Here is a 15,285-nt window from a genome sequence, read left to right as displayed (position 1 = left end):
GTCAGCTCTTGACCTCACCGGGCCGTCCACACATGGGCCATCTGGCACCGTATTTCCGCTCTTTCACTCCGTTTTCGCGCCCTCGCCCTCAACCCGCGCCCGCTCCACGAACGGAAACCCGGCGCGAAAGCTCAAACCACGCCCGAATCAGCACAAGCACCAGCGCCACCCCCTCAAACCGGCGCAAAAAGGAGCGAATTGCCGGGGCAAAATGGCTGGCTGCTGCAAACCTTCCCCGGCCATCACATCCCCTATGTGCGCGGCCATCTGATCTGCTTCCTCGAAGACCCCGAATTGTCGCTCCTCCACGGCGAAAATCCCCGAATCGGTCGCGTGCTGCGCCCAATCTGCCACATGCTCGCGATCCCGCTCCCAACCTACCTCAAATTACCGCGCAAACCCCGCCAGTCAGCGCAAAAACTGGCCCCAAAACCGGCGCGCAAACCAGCGCGGCGGAGCGAAAAACCGGAGCCGTCATTTTACGACTATATGCTGGCAAAATATCCTCCCGCTCCGCCACGCCCCACGCTGCCCGGCCACATCTACGCGCCACCCTCCCGCGCAAAAATCAACTTCGAGCGGTAGGAGAAGAATCACGGCCTAATCGTTGCGGAGTCGAAACAAAAAACCGCCCAAACCAAGGGGCGGCACAAAAATCCAAGGGAGTGGAGCGGCGCGAAAAAATGGTGAGCCCGAAGGGATTCGAACCCTTGGCCCCAAGATTAAAAGTCTCGTGCTCTACCAACTGAGCTACGGGCTCTCACCAAGCTGCGATTCCGTCAGCATATGCGTCAAAAATAGCATTCTCTCCGGCACGTCAACCCATGCCGGAGAGAAGCAGATAGAATTAAGCCGCGAGGGTCATCGAAATAATTTTGGTCGGATCGGTCACCCGCCCGCTCTGCCCATGGCCCTTCTTAATCTGCTGCACATACTCCATGCCCTCGGTCACCTGGCCGAACAGGGTATATTTATCATCAAGGAACGTCGCCGGATCAAAGCAGATGAAAAACTGGCTATTGCCGCTATTCGGGTCATTGGTCCGCGCCATGCCGAGCGAGCCGGTGAGAAAGCTCGCCTTGGTGGTGAATTCCGCCGGCACATTCGGCAAATCGCTGCCGCCGGTACCGGTGTTGGTCGGGTCGCCGGTCTGCGCCATGAACCCGGCAATCACCCGGAAAAACTCACAGCCATTGTAAAACCCACGGCTGGTCAGCGTTTTAATTTGCGCGCAGGTCTTCGGCGCCAAATCCGGACGCAGCGCAATCGTCACCTTCCCAAAGGGCAGGGTCAGATAAATCATATTGGCAAGGTCCGGCGTAGCGGCAGCAGCAGAATCAGACATGAAAGCTCCAGCGAGAGGGGATGCGAGGGTTGCAGCAACCGCACCACGGAAAATGGTGCGACGGGTGATCAATTTTGTCATGCGGCACTCACGGGTTACGTCCAACGCGGATCAAGGTGCGTTCGAGGGTTAATTTTGGCACGAAACTGGCAATGTCACCACCAAGCAGCGCGATTTCCTTGACGAAACGCGAGGAAATAAACTGATGACGCTCGCTGGCCATCAAGAAAATCGTCTCAATATCGTGGTCCAGTCGGTAATTCATGCCGGCCATCTGAAACTCGTAGTCGAAATCCGAGACCGCCCGCAAGCCGCGCACAATCACTTTGGCGCCAACTTCGCGGGCAAAATGCACCAGCAACGTCTCAAACGGCAAAACTTTGATGCTAGCTCCGGTCCGCTCGGCAATCGGCGCAATTTCCTCGCGCACCAGCTCAACCCGCTCGCTGATCGGAAATAGCGGCCCCTTGCCGGCATTGCGCGCCACGCCAATGAACAAGGTGCCGCACAACGTCGCCGCCCGGCTGATAATATCGATATGACCATTGGTGATCGGATCGAACGTGCCTGGATACAGGCCAATCAAGGCGCGATCAGCCATGCTCAGGCTCCGCCTCATCCTCGCGATCATCCAACACCGGAAACACGCTGGTCACCTGCTCGTCTTTCTCAACCCGCACCAAGGTCACCCCCATCGCCTGCCGCCCGGTAATCCGGATTTGATCAATCGGCGCGCGGATCAATTTGCCCTGATCGGTCACCAACATCACATCATCCCCATCGCGCACCGAAAAACTCGCGACCACCGCACCGCCATTGCGCGCCGACAGCGCAATATTGGCAATGCCCTGACCGCCGCGCCCGGTCACCCGATATTCATAGGCCGAGCTGCGCTTGCCAAACCCGCCCGAGGTCACGGTGAGCAGCATTTCCTCGGCTTCCGCCAACGCCCGAATCCGCTCCGGTGCCAGCACAATATCTGCCGCCACCTCATCCGGCTCGATCGTCTCGGCCTCAGCCTCCTCGCCATTGCGCCGCTGCGCCGAGGCGTATTTCAAATAGGCCGCCCGCTCTTCCACACTGGCCTCGACATGGCGCAGCACCGAGAGCGAAATCACCCGGTCGCCGCCGCCCAGCCGGATACCGCGCACCCCGTTGGAATCGCGTCCGGCAAATACCCGCACCGTCTCATCGGTAATTTCAAAGCGAATGCAGCGGCCCAGCCTGGTCGCTAAAAACACATCATCACCCTCGCGGCAGGTCGCCACCCCGACCAGATGATCGCCCTCATCAAGCTTCATCGCAATCAGCCCCGAGGACCGCACATTGCGAAAATCGGCCAGCCGATTGCGCCGCACATTGCCCGAGGCGGTGGCGAATACCAAATGCAAATCGGTCCAGAGCGATTCATCCTGCGGCAACGGCAGCACCGTCGTCACCGGATCGCCCTCCAACTCCGGCAGGATATTCACAATCGCCCGGCCTTTGGCGGCGGGTGCTGATTCCGGCAAGCGCCAAACCTTCTCGCGAAACACCTTGCCGCCCTGGCTGAAGAACAGCACGAATTGATGGGTATGGGCGTTAAAGCTGCGGGTAATCACATCATCCCCGCGCATCGATGCCGCCGCCCGGCCACGCCCGCCGCGATTCTGCGCGCGGAACGCTTCGAGCGGTGTGCGCTTGATGAACCCGTCACGGGTCATCGTCACCACCATCTGCCCCGGCTCGATCAGGCTTTCATCGTCCTGATCCGCGATATTATCCTCAATGCTGGTCATCCGGGGCGAGGCGATCTGCCCACGCACCACCAGCAATTCCTCGCGCATCACCTCCAACCGCCGTGGCCGCGAGCCGATGATCGCCAACAGATAGCCGATCTTCTCGCCCACCTCGCGCAACTCGGCCTGGATTTTATCGCGCTCCAATCCGGTCAAGCGTTGCAGGCGCAATTCCAAAATCCCGCGCGCCTGCGCATCGGTGAGCCGCACGGTTCCCGCATCCGTCACCTGGTTGCCATGATCATCGATCAAGGCGAGCAACGGCAGCACATCCCCCGCCGGCCAATCGCGCGCCATCAACGCCACCCGCGCCGCCGCCGCATCCGGTGCGGCGCGGATCAGCGCAATCACCGCATCGATATTGGCAACCGCAATCCCAAGCCCCACCAAAATATGCGCCCGGTCCCGCGCCTTGTTCAAATCAAACCGGGCACGGCGCAGAATCACCTCTTCGCGGAAAATGATGAAACAATCGAGCGCATCGCGCAGCCCCAACTGCCGGGGCCGCCCGCCATCCAGGGCGAGCATATTGATCGAGAAACCGGTCTGTAGCTGGGTGAACCGATAAAGCTGGTTCAGCACCACTTCGGGCGTCGCATCGCGCTTGAGCTCAATGACCATGCGCATCCCGTCACGGTCGCTCTCATCGCGTAAATCCGAAATCCCCTCGACCTCTTTATCGCGCACCAACTGGGCAATCCGCTCCAGCAGCGTCGCCTTATTCACCTGATAAGGCAGTTCGCTGACCACAATCGCCATCCGGTCCTTGCGAATTTCCTCAATCGCCGCCCGCGCGCGGATCACAATCGAACCGCGCCCGGTCTCGAATGCATTGCGGATCCCTGATCGTCCCAGGATCATCGCACCGGTCGGAAAATCCGGGCCGGGGACAATTTTCATCAACTCATCCAGGGTCGCCTCGGGATGTTCGAGCAGATGCAGCGTCGCATCGATAATCTCGGTCGGATTATGCGGCGGGATGTTGGTGGCCATGCCCACCGCGATGCCGTTGCCGCCATTGACCAACAAATTCGGATAGGCGGCGGGCAGCACCCGTGGCTCATGATCCGATTCGTCATAGGTCGGTTGAAAATCGACCGTGTCCTTATCAATGTCGGTCAGCAGCGCCATCGCCGCATTGGCCAAGCGCGCCTCGGTATAGCGCATCGCCGCCGGCGGATCGCCATCGACCGAGCCGAAATTACCCTGCCCATCGATCAACCGCACCCGCATCGAAAAACTTTGGGCCATGCGCACCGCCGCGTCGTAAATCGCGGAATCGCCATGCGGATGATATTTACCCATCACGTCGCCAACCATTCGGGCCGATTTGCGATACGGCTTGTCGGGCGTGTTGCCCGATTCGGCCATCGCATACAAAATCCGGCGATGCACCGGCTTCAGCCCATCGCGCGCGTCGGGCAGCGCCCGCGAGACGATCACGGACATGGCATAATCGAGATAGGAACGGCGCATTTCCTGCTCGATGGTCACGGGAGCGAGGCCGCGCGGGCCCTCATTCATATCGGTCGGTTCGGTCATAGGGCGTTCATACCATCGCTGGCGCTGCGCGGCGAGGGGCCGATCCGCCCGCGCAGCCCGGCTGTGATCACCGCCAGCCGATCACCGAGGCTTCTTGGGTGGATCGGCGTGCGCTGATCGAGCCGCGCCAAATCTCGCCGCGCCAAATCTCGGCGCGCTAGAATTGAGGGCAATGTCGCCGCCAGTGCCACGCTCGGCGTCGGCGTGGCCAGCAGCACTTGGGCGCGCTCGGCCAGCTTTTGCGCATTTGTGCCATCCTGGGGCAGCAAATCACGGCCCAAGGCCCGCAAGGACGGCGCCGCGCGAAGCATCAGGGCAATTCCCGTGCCGGTGCCAAGCCGCTCCAATGATTCTTGTGCGGACCGGTCGGCCCCTAGCCAAGTTCCGGCGACGCGCATCAACGCGCCGGCGGTGCCCTGCGCATAGGCCATGAAGGCGTCGAGGTTCGGAATTGGTTCGGCCTCCGCCTCGCGGGCATCGATCAGGCCGAGCAGGTCAACCGGCGCAAACACCCCATCCGCGAGCGCCTGCCGCAAGGGCATCGCCACCGGATGACGACGCTGCGCGCCATCGATCACCTCGCGCCACCAATGCAGGCGGATCAGCGCCATCGGGCCGGAACTGGCAACTTCGCGGGCGCGCGCCAGCTCGTGATTGAAGGCGTACAGCAGGAACAAAGCAGGGCGCTTGGCGGCGGGGGCGAAGGCAGCCGCCAGCATCCGATCCGGATCGGCGCGGCGCAGCGCATGGAGGTACGATTGATCGATCATTGGTCTCGCTGGTTCGGGCGGGTTGACGGGGAGCGGGTTGGTTCATAGCTAGGAGTGACAGCCCGATGCGGTTCGCGCGGCGGGAGCGTATTTCATTCCACCAATTTGCGGAGGATAACCATGGCGTTCGAACTCCACTCGCTGCCCTATGCGCATGGCGCGCTGGCATCTCATGGCATGAGCCAAGAGACGCTGGAATTGCATCATGGCAAGCATCATCAGGCCTATGTCACGGCTCTGAACGGGTTTGTCGAGAAAAATCCCGACCTGCAGGGCAAACCTCTGGAGGAAATCATTCATTTCACCCACGGCAAAGCTGATATGGCGCCGGTCTTTAACAATGCTGGGCAGGATTGGAACCATAAATTATTCTGGTCATGCATGTCGCCGACCGATGGCGGGAAAATTCCGGGCAAGCTGGAAGCCAAGCTGATTGAGGATTTCGGCAGCGTGGCGCAATTTAAGGACGCGTTCAAAACCGCCGCGACCACTCAATTCGGCTCGGGCTGGGCCTGGTTGATCTTGAAGACCGACGGCAAATTGGCAGTGACCAAAACGCCGAACGGCTCGAACCCGTTGGCAACGGGCGAGGGGCATGCGCTGCTTGGGCTCGATGTGTGGGAGCATTCTTATTATTTGGATTTCCGCAATCGCCGTCCGGATTACGTGACCAACTGGCTTGATAAATTGTGCCATTATGAGCATGCCGAATATCGGATGCATCACAAGGGCTGAGCAATAGGAAAGGGCCGCGCCCGGTTTGGGGCGCGGCTTTTTTTATTTCGCCGGTTTTTTGGCCGACGGCTTGGTATCATTGGCCGGGGAATCGGCTCTGCCACCGGTCAGCACGGTGGTGATGGTGCTGCGCAGCACGGTCACGCGCATGTTGGGTGCCAGATCGACCTCGATTTCCTCGGCGCCTTCCGGCGCTTTGGCGACTTCGGCGATGATGCCGCCGGCGGTGACCACCTTATCGCCGCGCCGGATGGCAGCGAGCCTAGTTTTTAGCGATTTTTGCGCGGTTTGTTGCGGACGGATCAACAAAAAATAGAACACGAGAATGATCAACACGATCGGGCCGAAATTGATCAATGTCGCGAGCGTGCTGTCGGGTGCCGTGGCGACGCCCAGGGCGGCCTGTGCGAAAAGAGGGTTGGTCATGCTTGGTCCTGATTTGTGGCTTTGAACGCCGCGGACCATAGATGGCGCGAGCGGCACGTCAAGCAGGGGCGATGCGATCAGGGATTACGGTTTGGTTTGGAGATGGTGATGAGTGATGCGACGATGATGACGTTGCTGGAGCGAATTGCAACGGCTTTGGAGCGATTGGCACCGATGCCGCCCAAAGCCGTGGCGCTGGATGCGGCGGATGGGTTCGTTTGGCATGCGGATACAAGCCGCCTCGCGCCGGTGGCGCAGATTGCGCATGTTGGCATTGATTTATTGCAGGGCATTGACCGCCCCAAGGCGCTGTTGGTTGAAAATACCAGGCGGTTTGCGCGTGGATTGCCCGCGAATAATGCGATGCTGTGGGGTGCGCGCGGCACCGGGAAATCTTCATTAGTCAAAGCGGCGCATGCGCTGGTGAACCGAGAATGCGGTGCGGGGCAGGGGCGGATCGGGTTGATTGAGATCCATCGCGAAGAGATCGAAACGCTGCCAATATTGCTGGGGTTATTGCGCGGGCAGACCAAGCGCTGCATCATTTTTTGCGATGATTTGAGTTTTGAGCGGGAGGATGCCGCCTACAAGGCCCTGAAATCGGTGCTCGATGGTGGGATCGAGGGGCGGCCGGAGCATGTATTATTCTATGCGACCTCGAACCGCCGGCATTTGATGCCGCGCGACATGATTGAGAATGAGCGGGAACGGGCGGTGCATGCTTCCGAGGCGGTGGAGGAGAAAGTTTCGCTGTCTGATCGCTTTGGCTTGTGGATTGGGTTTCATAATATCGATCAGACCCAATATCTCGCGATGATTGATGGGTATGCCGCGCATTATCGCTTGCCGATAGAGCGAACAGCATTGCATGCGGCGGCCCTGGAATGGGCGGTGACGCGCGGCGCGCGGTCGGGGCGGGTCGCGTGGCAATGTGTGCAGGACGTGGCCGGGCAGTTAGGGGTTCGACTGGAGGAATGATTCGGCAAAAATTGCCGGTGACGTGGCGCGAATATGGGGCTGAGGGGCGGAATCAAGCCCTGTTGCATGAATTATTGCAATCGATTGCAAAATTATCGCAACGTGGTCCTCGCGTATAAGATTGATTATGTTAAAATAAATGTCAAATTAATTATTTAATTGCGTTTATCGCAGGCTTTTCCTTGTTTTGATATCGATTCGACAATCGGTTTGCTGTTTTGATTTTGTTGCAAAATCAAGGCAGTAAACTTGTTGGGCGGTTTGGATTCATCGGAGCGAGATCGGGCTGTGGCACATGGCTGATCAGCGAAATTGACTGTTCAACGCCTTGGCCCTATGTCGGTCGCGGTTTGACAATCTCGACAGATCGCTTTGCCTGTTGCTCCCGCGCCGTGGCGGCTTGAAAAGCTTCTTCAGGACGGAAAACAGCCTTCGGACCGGTCGCATATTTATGCGGCTTGATCCGAAGTTGTAGGTATCGGTTGAACTATTGTTGCTGATTTGAATTGCGCAAAGGGGTGCCACCCGTGCAATTTGATAAGACTGGCACAGTACGAGGGGGACTTTGAGTGGATTTTGCTGGCGATCGCAGACCAAGTACGGGTAAAATAATCGGAATTATCGCCGTTCTCTTGCTGCACGTCTTTTTGATTTACGCGCTGGTCAGCGGTTTGGCGACGAGCGCGGTTGAATTGATCAAAAAGCCGCTGGAGATCAAGATTATCAAGGCGACACCGCCGCCGCCGCCGCCGCCACCAAAAGTGGTGCTGCCGCCGCCGCCGCCGCTCGCGGCGCCGCCGCCTCCTTATGTGCCGCCGCCGCTGATCCATATTCAGGCGCCGCCGCAGACGGTGTTTGCGATCACCACGACGAAAAAACCGACCGCACCGCCTGCGACCGCACCCGCGGCGCCGAACACCAATGTTGGTGTTGTGTGCCCGAACGTGGTGCAGATTGCTGGCGATTTGTCGCGGCAGTTTGGCCGCATCTCGCAAGAGACGGGCGTTAATCAGGCCAATGTCACCGTTGAGGTGACGATTTCGCCGACGGGCCAAGTGAGCGCGCCGCGCATCGTGTCGTCGAGTTCGGGCGCGATGAATGATCTTGCCATTCGCGGTGCGGCGCAATTGCGATGCAAAGGACAGGGTCAGGCGGTGAACGTCATGGTTCCGTTCGAGTTCCGCTCGTCAAACTGATCAGGGCTTCAACCAATGCTCGATATCTTACGTTTCTTGTCCACCCATTCACCTGAGAGACCTGCTATGAACATCAAGAAATTGGCGCTTCCCCTCGTTTTCGCTGTGGCGCTGGGCGCTGGCGGAAGTTTTGCCACCATCGGCACCGCGATCGCACAATCCTCGACGCCCGCGCCGGTAGCGCCGCCGGTCGCGCCGCCCGCGACGGCGACGACGAATGCGACGACCAATGCGGCGGCGGATGCGACCACGAACGCGACGACCAATGCCACGACGAACGATACCACCAACGCGACAACCAACAGCGCGACCACGAATACTGCGACGACGAATAGTGCGACGACTAATAGTGCCACGGGGCCCGCCGCGACGCCGCCGATTGCGCCGCCGAGTGGTGGTGGCATCACCACGACCCATGTGGCCAACCCATATGGTTTGGGGGCGCTGTGGGATTCGGGCGATTTCGTTGCGCGCGGCGCGCTGGTGTTGCTGGCCCTGATGTCGATGGGTAGCTGGTATGTGATGATCACCAAGGCGTTGCAGCAGGGCAAGATGCTGCGCGAGGGCAAGCTGGTTGCTGGTGATTATTGGACCAAGAATTCGGTGCGCACTGCCGCTTCGACGCTCAAGCAGGGCACTGCGTTCCAATTTGTCGCACAAGCCGGTGTTGATGCGCTCGATAACCATGTTGGGTTGCTCGACAAGGTTGGCATTGCCTCGTTCGCCGAAAGCTCGGTGCAGGATGGTGTCGATGTGGTGCAGAGCCGGATGCAAGAAGGCCTGGCGCTGTTGGCGACGGTGGGTTCGACCGCGCCGTTCGTTGGGTTGTTCGGCACGGTTTGGGGCATTTATCATGCGTTGACCGCGATCGGCATTGCTGGTCAGGCGAGCATTGGTAAAGTGGCTGGCCCGGTCGGTGAGGCGTTGATCATGACCGCGATTGGTCTTGCGGTCGCGGTGCCGGCGGTGTTTGGCTATAATATTCTGATCCGCCGCAATAAGCGGGTGATGGATCAGACCCGCCGCTTCTCGAAGAAGGTGTTGTTCGTGCTGCTGAGCAACGACGCCGCGACGAGCCGGAGCTAAGATCATGGCCGTTCAGCTTGGCGGCAATGAGGGTGGCGAAGACGAGGTGATGGCCACCATCAATACGACCCCGCTGGTGGACGTGATGCTGGTGTTGCTGATCATCTTTTTGATCACGATCCCGGTGGTGACCCATACGGTGCCGGTGCATTTGCCCCGGTATCGTAACCAGCCGCTGCAAACCAAGCCGCAGAATATCAATTTGTCGGTCAATAAGCAGGGTCAGGTTTATTGGAACTTGACCTTGCTGCCGAACCGCCAAGCCTTGATCAAAAAGCTGGAACATATTGCACCGATGGTGCCGCAGCCGGTGATTGAGGTGCGGGGCGATGCGAATGCGCCGTATAAATATATCGGCAAGGTGCTGTATGCGTGTCAGCGCGTTGGCATTCTGAAGGTCGGCTTTATTACTAAACCGAAGCCGCACGGCTGAGGGGGAGACGCGTCATGGCGATGAATTTGGGACGCAGCAAGTCCGAAGATCCAGAGGAAATGGTGGATATCAACACCACGCCGCTGATCGACGTGATGCTGGTGCTGCTGACGATGCTGATTATCACGATTCCGGTGCAGCTTCATGCGGTGAATTTGAATTTGCCGCATGGCCATCCGCCGCCGCCGCCGACACCGCCGCCGGTGGTGCAGATTGATATTAATTATGACGGGACGGTTTATTGGAATGGCACGCAAATTCCGAACCGGGCGGCGTTGGAGACGAAATTGAAGGCGGCGGCCAATGAGGTTGTGCAGCCGGAAATTCACGTCAACCCGAACAAGCTGGCCAATTATAGCTCGGTGATCAGCGTGATGGCGGCGGCTGAGCATGATGGGCTGACCAAGATTGGTATTGTCGGGAATGAGCAATATAGCCAGTGATGCTGGTTTTGATCCAAAGGGTCGGTTTATGAAGTCTTTTGCTCCTTGTTTGCTTGTTGCCGCACTGGCGATCGGTTCCGCGCCAGTTGCGTTGGCGCAGACCATGTCACCGGCCGTTGGGAAGCCGCTGTTGGCGGCTGAGCAGGATTTGAACGCGCATCGTTATATCGATGCGCTGGCGCAGGTGAACCGCGCTGCTGCACAGCCTAACAAGACTCCGGCGGAAATTTTGGCGATTGATCAGTTGCGCGCGGCGATTGATGCCGGGCGGGGCGATCATGCGGCGGCGGCGCAGGATTATGCGACGTTGATGGCCACCGGCCAGCTTTCGCCGGGCCAGATGACGCAGATGGCCGAGGGAATGGCGAGTTCGCAATATCAGGCGGGGAATTACGCGGCGACGATTGCGACGATTAACCGATATTTGCGGAATGTGCCGCAATTTCATCAGATTATGCTGCAATCCTATTACCAGATGCATGAGTGTAAATCGCTCAATGCGATGGTGCTGATGCAGCATCCGCCGGCGAAGGCCGGGCTTGATTTGGTCGAGAATTGCTACAGCAACGCCAAGGATATGGCGGGGGTGAGTGCGACGATCATCGAGCAGGTGAAATATTATCCAACGCCGGAAAACTGGCAGAATTTAATCGGTCAGTTGCAGGCGGAGCCAGTGTTCAACCAGCGGCTGGCGCTGAGTTTTTTCCGGCTGCGGCAAGCGGTTGGGCTATCAGCCACGCATCATGATTATATTCGGTTCGCCGAGGATGCGGTGGCGCGCGGTTTGCCGAATGAGGCGCTGACCATCATGCAGGCGGGGACCAAGGACGGGGTGCTCGGGGTGGGCGCGAAGGCGGCGAGTGACACGCATTTGCAGCAATTTATCGCCAAACGGCAGGCGGCGTGGCAGGCGGCGCTGCCCGCTAATTTGGCGCAGGCGAAGGCGAATAAAGACGCAGCCTCGATGTTTTCCATCGGGTTTAATCAGGTTTATGGCGGCGACAAGGCCGGTTTGGCGCTGATGGAGGATGCGATTCGCAGTGGCGGCTTGGCGCATAATGGCCAGGCGGAGCTGGATATGGGGATTGCGTTTGCGCTGAGCGGGCAGCGGGCCAACGCGTTGGCGATGTGGCATTCGGTGAAGGGGAGTAAGGGTGCTGAGCAGCTCGCGAAGCTTTGGCCCCTGGTAAAATAAGGATTTTTACGCGGCTTTAGTTGGGCCGTTTTGGGTTGATCGTTAGCCCCATGATCGCTTCGGCGGTCATGGGGTTTTTTATGGGCGTCAAGTGATTCTGCGCACATCACGAATTCGTGAAAATATTTTTAAGTGACCGTAAAGGTAATGTTGCATCGCTAATCGGCATTTTGCGGGATGAAATGTTCGCAATCATGAATTTGGAAGAAATAAAGCAATTTTAACGGGCTATTTCGATCTCTGGTGGTGGTGGGTGGGGTGAAATCAGGTTGGATTATGGCGAAGTGTTGCAAAAAGACCCTTGGCAGGCGCGCTGCTGTCATGCCAGATACACGCAACTGTAATGCCTTGGTCATAAGAACGAAGGCGGTGCGGGACGTTGGTGTCACGTTGGATCATGGGCGACGGTGCTGAATTCAGGGATTGGCGCCGGGAATTTTCAAGAGCCCAAATGGGCAGGGGAGTTGTGATGAGAGCAGTTTCAACGCGCAAGCGTTTGGTGATTTTGACCGCGTGCTCGGTTGCGAGCGGCATGGTGTTTTCAACGCGGGTTTGGGCGCAAACGGCGCCTGCAGCCAGCACGACCAGCCCTGCGGGCGGCGCTGCAACGCCGGCGCAGAATACGCAGAGTATTCAGGCGATTAAGGTGATTTATAAGAAATTGCTGCTGCGTGAGAAGAACGTTGCGGCGGCGGTCTCGCATATTAGCAAACAAGAGATTGAATCAGCGGGCACTGAGACGAGCTCCATTCAGTCACTATTGAAGCAAACGCCTTCGGTTAACGAGTATCAGCAAAATGTTGGGCAGGGCGTTCCTGTGCTCACTGTGCGTGGTGTCCGAAATTCCCAGTTGGCCGAGACTTTGAATGGCATGATCCCATTGCAAGATCTTGCCAATGGTGGACAGGGCTCGTTTTTATCCAATAATATTGGATCGCCAATCACGCTGGGTCAATTGAGTGGCACGACCGTTTATCCTGGTGTTGCGCCGCCGGACAAGCAAGGTTTCGCGACTATCGGCGGAACGATCGCCTATACGACAAAGAAGCCTTCGGCCAAGCCCTACGCAGAAATTTTTGGTGGCTTTGGTTCACTTGATTCGAGCAATGCCGGGTTTGAGATTAACACGGGTAATATTGGCAAGGGCATTGATGCGCCGCGCGCATTGTTGCGTTACAATCAGAGTTATACGGCTGGGTTCCCGGATGGCAATTCCATTCGTTCGGGGAATATGTTGTTTGACATTGTTAAGCCCTATGATGATGGGCTTTCGCATTTGTCTGCGACTGTTATTTTTAACCGAGCTGATGGCTATCTCGCGACAGCTCCGGTGCCTGTGCCGTTGATGAATGCCAATAGCTACAGCTTCAACTTCCCTCATTCTCTGTCATTCTCGAAGCAAAACAATAAGTTTCTGACAGTGATCTTGGGTGATCACACGTACGTTAATTCGCATCTCTTGCTATCTGGGAAGGTTTTTTACCTCCGGACGTCGAATGAGTTTTCGAGTTACGTTAATCCGCTGGCGATTTACAATCCGGCTGATCCAGGTGTTTATCCGAGCACCTATCCGTATGGTGGAAGTTATCCATATCAGGTCAACTTCCAGGTTCCGTTTTTCCCAAATGGTCCTTATTTTGGGCCGCAGATTCCTTTGATTCAACAGAATTCAATTCCTTTGGTGGGGTCCTTTGATCCGACTGGCGCATATCCAAACGGTTATCTCCCGCCATACGCAACATACAATCCACAGTCTTTGGGCTTGACGCTCGTGCCTGGTCAGCCGAATGGATCAGGGACGGCGACCGGTGTGATTGAGCAGGGTTTGAACGCTGAGCAGAGCTACGGTGGTTCGCAGACGATCGGTTTCACCCCGCGCGCCAACATCTTTTTACCGCATAACGACATCACAATTGGTGGCATTATTGCTAAGGAGATGGGTATTGGCGGTTCGGCCTATTACGGAAGTTCACTGCCAATTCCGCAAGACTCCGCTCATTTGGTTGGTCTCTCTGCAGGTGGGACGCAACGAACGATCTACCAAATGTTTGCTCAGGATAAAATAAATCTTTATCATGATCGTCTGCATATCGAACCCGGTTTCCAGCTAACTGGCGTATATAGCAGTTCAATATCCGGTTACTCGGCCAGTCAGTCTACGGTGACGCCTTACAATCAGGTCATCGGTGCAGGTGTAAACCCGACGGGTGACTATAAACTTAAGAATTTCTCAGCTCAAATTGATCCGTATATCGGGGTTTCGTTCGATTTTCCTGATCATATCGTGGCTTACGCTGCGTATGGTAAAGGGGCGAGATTTGCTCCGACTACCGATTATACTCTGGGTACTGCCTCAACTGGCGTTGGGGTAAGTACAACGTCTGCTCCAAAGCCCGAGGTTGTTCACGCCTATAACGCCGGTATTCGTTATGACACCTCGCGTCTTTATCTGAACGCCGATATTTATTATCAGAAGTTGACGAGTGGATTTTCGTTCTACACGAACTATGCAACTGGACAACAAAATTATCAAAACGTTGGTGTCCAGCAGTTCCGCGGTTACGAGTTATCCGGTAAGTACAAAATCTTCAAACATATCGAGTTGTTTGGGAACGGTTCATACAATCAGGCTGAATATCTGAACTCATATTTTGCTCAGGACACGCCGTTCGAGGGGCAATATGGTTTCGTGTTTAAAGGTGATCCTTTGGCGGGTATTCCCAATTGGCTCGGCAATTTTGGTATCCAATACAAGGATGGTCCGTTCACAGGTCGGTTGTCGGGACAATATACCGGACAGCAATATATCACTTTTGACCTTTCGCCCGCTCTTGCGAACATTACCAGCCCGATCATTTCGCCGGTTGCTGCAGCGGCTGATCCGGCGAGTCCGAATACGCCGCTTGGTCTTGCCACGACGCCTCTTTACCCGACACCTTCCGCTAATTTGGCGCAGCAAGTGGCGGGGCTGCCACCGATCCAGAACTTCAAATTGCCTGGTTATTTGTTGATGAACCTTTACCTAAGCTACGATATGAAGGTTCACGGCTACCATGCGTTGAAGTCGGTTAAGTTTTCGCTCCATGTTCAGAACCTGCTTGGTCTTCGTTATTACCAACATTATTTCTTGGCTCCGAGCGAGTCGATCTCGATCACGTCGCCGTTTAACGGATTTATTAACAATCCGTCTTACGCTTCAGCGTTTGCTGGTCCGCCACGTTCGATTTATTTGAGCGTGTCCGCGAAGTTCTGATCGCGGTTGGTTGTGATGCGGGGGCGGTGCTTTGGCGCCGCCCCGTTGCATTTTTCTCCCTGATTTCGATGATTTGATGGGTTTTGGGGCGTTGCTGCGCGGCAT

General features: G+C 57.0%; 15 protein-coding genes and 1 tRNA gene. 9 read left to right on the top strand and 7 right to left on the bottom strand.

All coding sequences use genetic code 11. From position 1 onward, the window contains the following. Positions 1–198: 198 nt before the first annotated feature. A complete protein-coding gene (locus ACYUCQ_RS07805; RefSeq protein ID WP_460253953.1) occupies positions 199–585 on the top strand; it encodes a hypothetical protein in 387 nt (128 codons plus the stop codon). A gap of 99 nt (positions 586–684) precedes the next feature. Here the strand turns inward: ACYUCQ_RS07805 and ACYUCQ_RS07800 are convergent. The 5 genes from ACYUCQ_RS07800 to ACYUCQ_RS07780 form a co-directional block, all read right to left on the bottom strand. Then, positions 685–760: transfer RNA gene (locus ACYUCQ_RS07800), tRNA-Lys, on the bottom strand. Positions 761–847: 87 nt separating this feature from the next. Further along, entirely contained in the window at positions 848–1,345 is a 498-nt protein-coding gene (locus ACYUCQ_RS07795) for a peptidylprolyl isomerase (RefSeq protein WP_460253952.1), read from the bottom strand. A gap of 88 nt (positions 1,346–1,433) precedes the next feature. Beyond that, positions 1,434–1,946, bottom strand: a complete 513-nt coding sequence (gene coaD / locus ACYUCQ_RS07790) for a pantetheine-phosphate adenylyltransferase (RefSeq protein ID WP_460253951.1) — start codon at positions 1,944–1,946, stop codon at positions 1,434–1,436. Next, positions 1,939–4,665, bottom strand: coding sequence for a DNA gyrase subunit A (gene gyrA / locus ACYUCQ_RS07785; protein WP_460253950.1), 2,727 nt, complete (start codon positions 4,663–4,665; stop codon positions 1,939–1,941). The genes coaD and gyrA overlap by 8 nt, the downstream gene beginning before the upstream one ends. After that, positions 4,662–5,435, bottom strand: coding sequence for a squalene/phytoene synthase family protein (locus ACYUCQ_RS07780; RefSeq protein WP_460253949.1), 774 nt, complete (start codon positions 5,433–5,435; stop codon positions 4,662–4,664). The genes gyrA and ACYUCQ_RS07780 overlap by 4 nt, the downstream gene beginning before the upstream one ends. 120 nt (positions 5,436–5,555) lie before the next feature. Between ACYUCQ_RS07780 and ACYUCQ_RS07775 the strand changes: the two genes are divergently transcribed. Beyond that, positions 5,556–6,170, top strand: coding sequence for a superoxide dismutase (locus tag ACYUCQ_RS07775; protein WP_460253948.1), 615 nt, complete (start codon positions 5,556–5,558; stop codon positions 6,168–6,170). A gap of 42 nt (positions 6,171–6,212) precedes the next feature. Here ACYUCQ_RS07775 and yajC read toward each other — a convergent pair whose 3' ends face one another. Beyond that, positions 6,213–6,596, bottom strand: a complete 384-nt coding sequence (gene yajC, locus ACYUCQ_RS07770) for a preprotein translocase subunit YajC (protein ID WP_460253947.1) — start codon at positions 6,594–6,596, stop codon at positions 6,213–6,215. A gap of 108 nt (positions 6,597–6,704) precedes the next feature. Between yajC and ACYUCQ_RS07765 the strand changes: the two genes are divergently transcribed. The 6 genes from ACYUCQ_RS07765 to ACYUCQ_RS07740 all read left to right on the top strand — a co-directional run bounded on the left by ACYUCQ_RS07765 (position 6,705) and on the right by ACYUCQ_RS07740 (position 11,927). Then, positions 6,705–7,574, top strand: a complete 870-nt coding sequence (locus tag ACYUCQ_RS07765; protein WP_460253946.1) for an ATP-binding protein — start codon at positions 6,705–6,707, stop codon at positions 7,572–7,574. 632 nt (positions 7,575–8,206) lie between these two features. Further along, positions 8,207–8,770, top strand: coding sequence for an energy transducer TonB (locus ACYUCQ_RS07760; protein ID WP_460253945.1), 564 nt, complete (start codon positions 8,207–8,209; stop codon positions 8,768–8,770). Between the two features lie 66 nt (positions 8,771–8,836). Beyond that, positions 8,837–9,856, top strand: a complete 1,020-nt coding sequence (locus ACYUCQ_RS07755) for a MotA/TolQ/ExbB proton channel family protein (protein WP_460253944.1) — start codon at positions 8,837–8,839, stop codon at positions 9,854–9,856. Between the two features lie 4 nt (positions 9,857–9,860). Continuing rightward, positions 9,861–10,289: an ExbD/TolR family protein gene (locus ACYUCQ_RS07750; RefSeq protein ID WP_460253943.1), complete on the top strand. Its 429-nt coding sequence runs from the start codon at positions 9,861–9,863 to the stop codon at positions 10,287–10,289. Between the two features lie 14 nt (positions 10,290–10,303). Next, positions 10,304–10,732: an ExbD/TolR family protein gene (locus ACYUCQ_RS07745; protein WP_460253942.1), complete on the top strand. Its 429-nt coding sequence runs from the start codon at positions 10,304–10,306 to the stop codon at positions 10,730–10,732. Positions 10,733–10,835: 103 nt separating this feature from the next. Beyond that, positions 10,836–11,927, top strand: a complete 1,092-nt coding sequence (locus ACYUCQ_RS07740) for a hypothetical protein (RefSeq protein ID WP_460253941.1) — start codon at positions 10,836–10,838, stop codon at positions 11,925–11,927. Between the two features lie 158 nt (positions 11,928–12,085). Here the strand turns inward: ACYUCQ_RS07740 and ACYUCQ_RS07735 are convergent, their stop codons facing one another. Continuing rightward, positions 12,086–12,316, bottom strand: coding sequence for a hypothetical protein (locus ACYUCQ_RS07735; RefSeq protein ID WP_460253940.1), 231 nt, complete (start codon positions 12,314–12,316; stop codon positions 12,086–12,088). A gap of 8 nt (positions 12,317–12,324) precedes the next feature. On the opposite strand from ACYUCQ_RS07735, the gene ACYUCQ_RS07730 reads away from it, so the two are divergent. Further along, complete coding sequence (locus ACYUCQ_RS07730; protein WP_460253939.1) at positions 12,325–15,180, top strand: TonB-dependent receptor; 2,856 nt, start codon at positions 12,325–12,327, stop codon at positions 15,178–15,180. Positions 15,181–15,285: the final 105 nt, after the last annotated feature.

It is taken from the genome of Acidiphilium sp. MT5 (genome assembly GCF_054767495.1).
Note: the sequence above shows the minus strand (reverse complement) of the source record. Positions and strands in the feature narration are given on the sequence as shown.

Coding starts and splice junctions, on each gene's coding strand:
- ACYUCQ_RS07795 (WP_460253952.1), bottom strand. CDS start 1,345: ATGTCTGATTCTGCTGCTGCCGCTACGCCGGACCTTGCCAATATGATT.
- coaD (WP_460253951.1), bottom strand. CDS start 1,946: ATGGCTGATCGCGCCTTGATTGGCCTGTATCCAGGCACGTTCGATCCG.
- gyrA (WP_460253950.1), bottom strand. CDS start 4,665: ATGACCGAACCGACCGATATGAATGAGGGCCCGCGCGGCCTCGCTCCC.
- ACYUCQ_RS07780 (WP_460253949.1), bottom strand. CDS start 5,435: ATGATCGATCAATCGTACCTCCATGCGCTGCGCCGCGCCGATCCGGAT.
- ACYUCQ_RS07775 (WP_460253948.1), top strand. CDS start 5,556: ATGGCGTTCGAACTCCACTCGCTGCCCTATGCGCATGGCGCGCTGGCA.
- yajC (WP_460253947.1), bottom strand. CDS start 6,596: ATGACCAACCCTCTTTTCGCACAGGCCGCCCTGGGCGTCGCCACGGCA.
- ACYUCQ_RS07765 (WP_460253946.1), top strand. CDS start 6,705: ATGAGTGATGCGACGATGATGACGTTGCTGGAGCGAATTGCAACGGCT.
- ACYUCQ_RS07755 (WP_460253944.1), top strand. CDS start 8,837: ATGAACATCAAGAAATTGGCGCTTCCCCTCGTTTTCGCTGTGGCGCTG.
- ACYUCQ_RS07750 (WP_460253943.1), top strand. CDS start 9,861: ATGGCCGTTCAGCTTGGCGGCAATGAGGGTGGCGAAGACGAGGTGATG.
- ACYUCQ_RS07745 (WP_460253942.1), top strand. CDS start 10,304: ATGGCGATGAATTTGGGACGCAGCAAGTCCGAAGATCCAGAGGAAATG.
- ACYUCQ_RS07740 (WP_460253941.1), top strand. CDS start 10,836: ATGTCACCGGCCGTTGGGAAGCCGCTGTTGGCGGCTGAGCAGGATTTG.
- ACYUCQ_RS07730 (WP_460253939.1), top strand. CDS start 12,325: ATGGGCGACGGTGCTGAATTCAGGGATTGGCGCCGGGAATTTTCAAGA.